This window comes from Citrobacter sp. L55, from assembly GCF_002850715.1.
Lineage (GTDB): Bacteria > Pseudomonadota > Gammaproteobacteria > Enterobacterales > Enterobacteriaceae > Citrobacter > Citrobacter braakii.
Map to the genome: position 1 here is coordinate 1 of NZ_KZ559453.1, position 744 is coordinate 744.

General features: G+C 48.7%; 1 protein-coding gene and 1 pseudogene. One reads left to right on the forward strand and one right to left on the reverse strand.

Going from position 1 to position 744, the window contains the following annotated elements; all coding sequences use genetic code 11:
- Positions 1-79 precede the first annotated feature (79 nt).
- Positions 80-202 (forward strand): annotated as a pseudogene (locus tag B9P82_RS29615) (hypothetical protein); the annotation flags it as partial.
- A 96-nt stretch (positions 203-298) separates the two neighbouring features.
- Here the strand turns inward: B9P82_RS29615 and B9P82_RS28090 are convergent.
- Positions 299-538, reverse strand: coding sequence for a hypothetical protein (locus B9P82_RS28090; protein WP_101701461.1), 240 nt, complete (start codon positions 536-538; stop codon positions 299-301).
- Between the last annotated feature and the right edge of the window lie 206 nt (positions 539-744).

The window sequence follows — 744 nt, forward strand, 5'->3', positions numbered from 1 at the left end:
ACGCCCACGAAGTAGCCGCCGGTGGCATATGAATAACCGGATGATTCGCTAACACATAAAAATTGCAAAGGAGTTCACGGTGGACGCAAACGAACTGAAGCACATCATTGCTCTACTGCTGGAGGATGCTAAGCGAGTTCAACAGCTCGAGCCAAATTCCGGGACTGAATCGCGCATTCAGCTTGCGCAAAAAGCATTAAAAGAGGTCCAGCAGGACATTAATGGAAAGAAGCGCCTCAATGGAGTCGAAATTGTTGAGGCGATTTTAGAGCGAAGGGAAAGAGCGGCACGCCTCGATTCAGAACGGCTCGGTAGGGTCGCTATTTAATGGATCCAACAACCTTATCGTTCTGAGGTAGGTTTCGCGCTCTTTTTCAGTGATATCAGGCTTTTCAAATAGCGCGCGGAAATGGGCGATAGAACTTTCAAGCTCTTTAGTATGTGGTCCTTCAGTCTCTGTAATAGCAATAGCCAGCCTTGAAATAGCCAACTCAATGGCATCGAGCCTGGCATGATTGAGATAAGTAACATTGCTCATAAAAAATTTCCTTCATGGTTGTAGCGACTTAGAAGGATACCACCGCGCCTGATGTGGTTAAAAGCAGGCCAAAGCAATAACAAGTAACTCCCTGTTCTGGCGGCCCGGTGTTTTCCCGTTTGTCCGGTAACCGCCAGCCTTTTTCAGGGCACAACAGAAAAGGGCATCACCGGGCGACGGGCTCATAACCCAATCCACCCGGGCAA

Coding starts and splice junctions, on each gene's coding strand:
- B9P82_RS28090 (WP_101701461.1), bottom strand. CDS start 538: ATGAGCAATGTTACTTATCTCAATCATGCCAGGCTCGATGCCATTGAG.